At 48.8% G+C, this 6834-nt stretch carries 5 protein-coding genes, 2 tRNA genes and 1 rRNA gene; all 8 read right to left on the minus strand.

Translation table 11 applies throughout. The features are described 5' to 3' along the window. Window positions 1–9: 9 nt before the first annotated feature. On the minus strand, window positions 10–1398 hold the full coding sequence (gene radA / locus BLS58_RS13530) for a DNA repair protein RadA (RefSeq protein WP_090399331.1): 1389 nt from the start codon (window positions 1396–1398) through the stop codon (window positions 10–12). A 91-nt stretch (window positions 1399–1489) separates the two neighbouring features. Continuing rightward, the gene (locus BLS58_RS13535; RefSeq protein ID WP_090399332.1) at window positions 1490–3940 is read right to left on the minus strand and encodes an ATP-dependent Clp protease ATP-binding subunit; all 2451 of its coding nucleotides are present in this window, start codon (window positions 3938–3940) and stop codon (window positions 1490–1492) included. Continuing rightward, window positions 3937–5025: a protein-arginine kinase McsB gene (gene mcsB, locus BLS58_RS13540; protein WP_090399333.1), complete on the minus strand. Its 1089-nt coding sequence runs from the start codon at window positions 5023–5025 to the stop codon at window positions 3937–3939. Before mcsB ends, BLS58_RS13535 begins: the two co-directional genes overlap by 4 nt. Further along, the gene (gene mcsA, locus BLS58_RS13545; protein ID WP_090399334.1) at window positions 5025–5567 is read right to left on the minus strand and encodes a protein-arginine kinase activator protein McsA; all 543 of its coding nucleotides are present in this window, start codon (window positions 5565–5567) and stop codon (window positions 5025–5027) included. Before mcsA ends, mcsB begins: the two co-directional genes overlap by 1 nt. Window positions 5568–5588: 21 nt before the next feature. Beyond that, complete coding sequence (locus tag BLS58_RS13550; RefSeq protein WP_090399339.1) at window positions 5589–6059, minus strand: CtsR family transcriptional regulator; 471 nt, start codon at window positions 6057–6059, stop codon at window positions 5589–5591. A gap of 196 nt (window positions 6060–6255) precedes the next feature. After that, a tRNA-Ala gene (locus BLS58_RS13555) sits at window positions 6256–6331 on the minus strand. A gap of 91 nt (window positions 6332–6422) precedes the next feature. After that, window positions 6423–6499, minus strand: a tRNA-Ile gene (locus BLS58_RS13560). A gap of 73 nt (window positions 6500–6572) precedes the next feature. Beyond that, window positions 6573–6834: ribosomal RNA gene (locus BLS58_RS13565) — 16S ribosomal RNA — on the minus strand; the annotation flags it as partial.

Raw genomic sequence — 6834 nt, forward strand, 5'->3', positions numbered from 1 at the left:
ACCTCTCCTCTACCGTGTTGTCGCTTTTTGATCAAGCATTACATCCAATGCTTCTTCCAGGGAACGGACCCCTACGCAGCTGATATTGTCCGGGATATTCCAACCTTCCATATTTTTCGAAGGAATAATACATCGTTCAAACCCGAGTTTCGCGCTTTCCCTGATCCTCTCCTGGATACGGGATACACGGCGGATTTCCCCTGTTAAACCGACTTCACCGATGGCAACGTCTGTAGGACGCGTCACCTGATTGCGAAAACTCGAGGCAATACTCGTCGCGATCGCCAGATCGACCGCCGGTTCATCCAATTTCACCCCGCCTGCGACATTAATATAAGCATCCTGATTTTGGAGGAGCATGCCTACCCGTCTTTCCAATACCGCCATGAGCAAAGATACGCGGTTATGATCAACTCCGGTGGCTGTACGCCGGGGGTTGGCATAACTGGTCGGAGCCACAAGCGCTTGCAGTTCGACCAAAACAGGGCGGGTGCCTTCCAGAGAAGCGACGACCGTCGCACCGGCGACGCCTTCAGAGCGCTCTTCCAGGAAAATCTCCGACGGATTCAAAACTTCCCGCAAACCTTCTTCAGTCATCTCAAATATGCCGATTTCATTCGTTGACCCGAAACGGTTTTTCACCGCGCGCAAAATCCGAAAGGTATGATGGCGCTCTCCCTCAAAATAAAGAACGGCATCAACCATATGCTCCAACAGCTTAGGCCCGGCGATTGATCCTTGTTTCGTCACGTGCCCGACGACAAAGACGGAAATGCCCCGGGATTTTGCCATTTTCATAAATGAAGACGTCGATTCCCGCACTTGTGCCACACTTCCCGGGGCAGAGGAGATATCCGGTGTCTCCATCGTCTGGATGGAATCGATAATCAGGACATCGGGTTGTATCATCTCCACCGCCTGGTCAACGAGTGAAGTGTCCGTTTCTGTGAGCACATACAATGAATGCACCTGGGCCTGCAATCGTTCCGCGCGCATTTTTGTTTGTTTCACCGATTCTTCCCCGGATATATACAATACTTTTTTATCTTCCTCAGCCAAAAGGGCGGACAATTGTAAAAGCAACGTCGATTTACCGATACCCGGGTCACCCCCGACGAGAACGAGGGAACCGGGAACAATCCCTCCGCCTAAAACGCGATTTAATTCTGACAATTTCGTGGTCATCCGTGGTTCGTCTTCACTGTTGACTTCACTGATTTTTTGGGGACGGTTGCCTCCCATCGAGGGCGCGCTACCACTCGTATGTTTTGTCGCGGAAGGCTTCTCCATTTCTTCCACAAGTGTATTCCATTTTTGGCATGAAGGGCAACGCCCCATCCATTTCCGCGATTCATAACTGCATTCCTGGCAAACGAATTTTGTTTTCGTTTTCGCCATCTTTTTCCTCCTTGCTGTATCGTATGTATATGAAAGCTTGCCTTAATCATTTTTGAAAAGGAAAGCCGGGGTTAAAGACCCGGCTGCAACCTTATGATGTGACTTTAGACTTCAACTCAACTTCAAATTCACCATCTCGATAAGCAATCACCGCTGTTTGCCCTTTTTCGATGTTGCCCCTGAGCAATTCTTCGGATAAACGGTCTTCCACCTGCTTTTGCAATGCGCGGCGCAGCGGGCGTGCACCGTAATCAGGGTCAAACCCTTCATCAGCAATTTTTTCCATCGCTTCATCCGTTAATTCAAAGTTGACTTCTTGTTCATTTAACCGTGTTTGCAATTCTTTCGCCATTAAGCCGACGATTTCGCGAATGTGTTTCTTCTCGAGACTGTGGAACACGATCGTTTCATCAATGCGGTTGAGAAACTCCGGACGGAACGTTTTCTTGAGTTCCTCGATGACTGTATTTTTCATATCGAGGTGTTTTCGGTCCGTCGTGTTCGTCGTAAATCCGACGTATTTATTATTGAGCGAGGCCGCACCGACGTTGGAGGTCATGATGATCGCTGTATTTCTAAAATCTACTTTGCGACCTTTCGAATCGGTCAGATGGCCGTCTTCCAGCACTTGCAGCAAAATATTAAATACATCCGGATGCGCTTTTTCAATTTCATCCAGCAAAATCACCGAATACGGACGCTGTCGTACTTTCTCGGTGAGCTGTCCACCTTCATCATAACCGACATAGCCCGGCGGTGAACCGACAAGTCTGCTCGTCGTATATTTTTCCATATACTCGGACATGTCGATCCTAAGCACCGCTTCTTCATCACCGAAGAGTGTCTCGGCGACGGCGCGGGCCAGTTCGGTTTTCCCAACCCCGGTTGGACCGAGGAAAATAAAGGAACCGATCGGTCGCTTCGGATCTTTCAGCCCCGCACGAGCACGACGCACCGCTTTTGAAACCGCGTCGACAGCTTCATCCTGACCGATCACCCGATCGTGGAGGATGTCTTCCATTCTGAGCAAGCGTTCCGTTTCTTCTTCCGCCAATTTCGTAACGGGAATTCCCGTCCAGCTGGCAACGACTTCAGCAATATCATTCATAGCCACTTCTGTATTCTCTTGCCCTTGCTTTTCTTTCCATTGGTTCTTGAGTTCATCTAATTCTTCACGAAAACGTTGTTCACTGTCGCGAAGAGAAGCGGCCTTTTCAAACTCCTGGCTTTGCACGGCTGCATCTTTTTCCTTGCGGGTTTCTTCCAGTTTTTGTTCTCTTTCTTTTAGATCGGGCGGAGCCGTATATGAACGCAACCTTACTTTCGAAGCTGCTTCATCAATCAGGTCAATTGCTTTATCCGGCAAGAAACGGTCAGAGATATAGCGATCCGACATTCTTACCGCTTCTTCAATGGCTTCATCGGTAATTGTCACACGGTGGTGCGCTTCATACCGATCGCGAAGTCCGCTCAGGATTTGCGTGGATTCCTCCAAAGTTGGTTCGTCAACATGGATCGGTTGGAACCGGCGTTCAAGCGCCGCGTCTTTCTCAATGTAACGACGGTATTCATCGAGCGTTGTCGCTCCGATGCATTGTAAGTCTCCACGCGCCAAAGACGGTTTCAAAATGTTGGAAGCATCGATCGCCCCTTCAGCACCGCCGGCACCGATTAAGGTATGGAGTTCATCGATGAACAAGATGACGTTTCCGGCCTGGCGGATTTCTTCCATAACCTTTTTCAGACGGTCTTCAAATTCCCCGCGATATTTCGTACCGGCAACGACAGTTCCCATATCCAGGGTCATGACCCGTTTGCTGCGCAATGTCTCCGGGACTTCATTGGCGATAATCGACTGCGCAAGCCCTTCAGCCACCGAAGTTTTCCCGACGCCCGGCTCTCCGATTAAAACAGGGTTATTCTTTGTCCGCCTCGAAAGGATTTGGATCACACGCTGAATCTCTTGTCCCCGGCCAATGACCGGATCCAGATTTTCTTCCTTGGCCACGGCTGTAAGATCACGGGCCAAGCTGTCAAGCGTCGGTGTGTTTACACTTCCGCCCGCCGCTCCTTGCTGGGCATTGTTTCCGGAGGATTCATTGCTCCCGAGCAATTGCAACACTTGTTGACGCGCTTTGTTTAAGCTTACGCCTAAATTGTTCAAAACACGCGCCGCAACCCCTTCACCTTCCCGTATCAGACCGAGAAGAATGTGCTCGGTGCCAACGTAAGAGTGGCCTAACTTGCGTGCTTCATCCATAGACAGTTCGATCACTTTTTTCGCGCGCGGCGTGTAATGAGGGGTTTGTTTTTTCATTTGGCCATTGGCTTCCTGGCCGATAAGATTTTCAACTTCTTGCTGAACTTGATCCGAACCCAAGTTTAGAGCTTGCAGCGCTTTAGCGGCGATACCGTCGCCTTCACGCAACAATCCCAACAAGATATGCTCTGTGCCGATATTCGTATGACTCAGTCGCACCGCCTCTTCCTGGGCGAGCGCCAGCACTTTTTGCGCTCTCTCTGTAAAACGGCCAAACATCATGTTTCGCCACCTCCGTCTTGTATATTTTCAAGCTTCAACCTTTCGCGAATCAACGTTGCCCGCCGCTCATCCCGGCCGTCTACCGACAATTCCTGTTCGGCATATTGTTGTAAAAACGCGGGCTGAATCAGAATCATCAACTCATTAAGAATCGTACCCTCTATGCCATGAATTAAATCAAGGTCGATCCCCAGCCGAAGGTTCGATAGATGCCTACCTGCTTCCTTGGACTCGATGATACGACTATTGGCCAGAATACCATAGGAACGATACACTTGATCAACGAGTTGCAACTGATTATGCTTGAGCAGTTCCTGCCGTGTGGTTCTTTCCCGTTCGATGAGTTGGAGAACAACCCCGCGTAATTCGTCGATAATGTCTTCTTCTGATTTACCTAGCGTCATCTGGTTTGAAATCTGAAAAAGATTCCCTCTAGCTTCACTGCCTTCACCGTAAATACCCCTAACGACAAGCCCCAGTTGACTGACTGCCGGTAAAATTCGGTTCAGTTGTTGCGTGGTAACCAGTGCCGGTAAGTGCATCATAACCGAAGCTCGCATGCCGGTTCCGACGTTCGTGGGGCAGCTCGTTAAATATCCTTTTTTTTCATCAAAAGCATAATCAAGATGCGCTTCAATCCAGTCATCGAGCTCATTCGCGGCTTCATAACCTTCCGCTAACTGAAAACCCGGTGACAAGCACTGTATGCGCAAATGGTCTTCCTCATTAACCATCATACTAATGGTTTCATCATTGTTCAACACCACGGCTGCCTGCTGGGATTCACTGATAAGCTGTGGACTCGTCAGATGCTTTTCGACGAGAACGGTTTTTTCAATCTCGGAAAGACCTTCCATTGGCAACCACGTTAATTCTCCAACCTGTTCCTCAGTTACCGGCGATAAATGTTCATACACGTGCTTGTAAAGAGCCCTTGCCGCATCCCGGGAAGATGAAAAGGGAAAGGGGAATGCTTCAAGATTACGAGCAAGCCTAATGCGGGTGCTCATGACGATGTCATCGTCCGGACCGGAGTCTTTCGTCCATGGACTGATCGCATGAGAAATAAACTGCTCTAAAGACATTATTGATCCCCCTTCTTCTCTTCGGTTTCTTCGAGTTCGCGAATACGATCACGAACATCGGCTGCAAGTTCGAACTCTTCATTGTCGATATGCTTTTGCATTTTTTCTTTTAAGGATAAAACCTCTTTTTGCAACTTCAGGCGGCCACCCTGACGTTTCGGGATCTTGCCCGTATGGGTATGATTGCCTCCGTGCACGCGTTTGAGGATTGGATCAAGGTTGGCACTAAACGCTTGATAGCAATGGGAACAACCAAAACGGCTATTCTTGACAAAATCCTTGTAGAACAACCCACACTTTTGACAGCGTAGGACCTCTTCTTGTTTCATGTGTTTAGCGTAGTCGGCGCCAGCCCCCATGCTGGGGTCTAAATTCAATAATCCCGACAGAAGGTCATGGATAGAGTAGCTGTTTGAACCAGGCAACTCATCCCCTTTTTCCTTTGCACACACTTCGCACAGATGCATCTCCGTCTTCTTCGCATTAACGATCTTCGTAAAATGCAGCGTGGCCTGCCGGTGGTTGCATTCTTGACATTGCATGAGCCCCACACCCCTCCTGTATTAAATCTTGTATTTCAAACTGGCAAGCATGGCTTTTAATACATTTGCTCGGATAACATCCCGATCCGAAGGCATAGGCAGGGCAATAACTTCTCGATCGATGGCAGCGAGTATCATATTCCCTTCGCGTTTACTAACGGCTCCCTCTTCCAGGAGGCGGAGGACAACACTTTTACCAGTAGCCTGATCTATGGACTGTCCAATGTGTCCGATTAATTGATCACATAATTCCTGATGGTCAGTATGCCGCACCTTCGTAATGCGAATATATCCACCCCCGCCACGTTTGCTTTCGACAATATACCCTTTTTCAACGGTAAAACGTGTGCGTATCACATAGTTAATCTGGGAGGGCACACATTCAAAGTGTTTCGCGAGCTCGCTTCTTTTTATCTCGATTAAATTCTGGTCTTCATTGGTCAGTATGGATTTTAAATAATCCTCAATGATATCGGAAATATTGTTTCCCATCCCCTTCACCTCCTGACCTTGACTATCTTTGACTATAATATAATATAATTTCCCTTCAGTTTCAAGCCCAATCCTTTTTTCGTTGGCAATAAATAGCAACATTGATAACAGCATAGCCCGCATTAAAAACATTCATGCTTCTGGATTGAAAATAAAAAAACAGCCCCAGAAGAGCTGTTTGTCATAGCAAAAAAAATGGTGGAGCCTAGCGGGATCGAACCGCTGACCTCCTGCGTGCAAAGCAGGCGCTCTCCCGGCTGAGCTAAGGCCCCGTTGTTTTAGAAATTGGATCTTAGATGTTAGAAGTTAGAATAAAAATATTGTTGGCTTCTCTCCAACCTCTAACTTCCCACTTCTAGAAGATGGTGGGCCTGAGTGGACTCGAACCACCGACCTCACGCTTATCAGGCGTGCGCTCTCACCTACTGAGCTACAGGCCCATCTTTGTATATATGTTAAATTACCCGCTCAAAACTGAATGAAAGCCGAAGCGTCTATCGTGTTGCTCCCTAGAAAGGAGGTGATCCATCCCCACCTTCCGGTAGGGATACCTTGTTACGACTTCACCCCAATCACCAGCCCCACCTTCGGCGACTGGCTCCCGTAGGTTGCCTCATCGACTTCGGGTGTTGCCGGCTCTCGTGGTGTGACGGGCGGTGTGTACAAGGCCCGGGAACGTATTCACCGCGGCATGCTGATCCGCGATTACTAGCGATTCCAGCTTCATGCAGGCGAGTTGCAGCCTGCAATCCGAACTGAGAACGGCTTTTTCGGG

The organism is Natribacillus halophilus (assembly GCF_900100185.1).
Taxonomy (GTDB): Bacteria; Bacillota; Bacilli; order Bacillales; family Marinococcaceae; genus Natribacillus; species Natribacillus halophilus.

Excerpts from the sequence above, each read along its gene's own strand:
- radA (WP_090399331.1), bottom strand. The coding sequence starts at position 1,398 with ATGGCGAAAACGAAAACAAAATTCGTTTGCCAGGAATGCAGTTATGAA.
- BLS58_RS13535 (WP_090399332.1), bottom strand. The coding sequence starts at position 3,940 with ATGATGTTTGGCCGTTTTACAGAGAGAGCGCAAAAAGTGCTGGCGCTC.
- mcsB (WP_090399333.1), bottom strand. The coding sequence starts at position 5,025 with ATGTCTTTAGAGCAGTTTATTTCTCATGCGATCAGTCCATGGACGAAA.
- mcsA (WP_090399334.1), bottom strand. The coding sequence starts at position 5,567 with ATGCAATGTCAAGAATGCAACCACCGGCAGGCCACGCTGCATTTTACG.
- BLS58_RS13550 (WP_090399339.1), bottom strand. The coding sequence starts at position 6,059 with ATGGGAAACAATATTTCCGATATCATTGAGGATTATTTAAAATCCATA.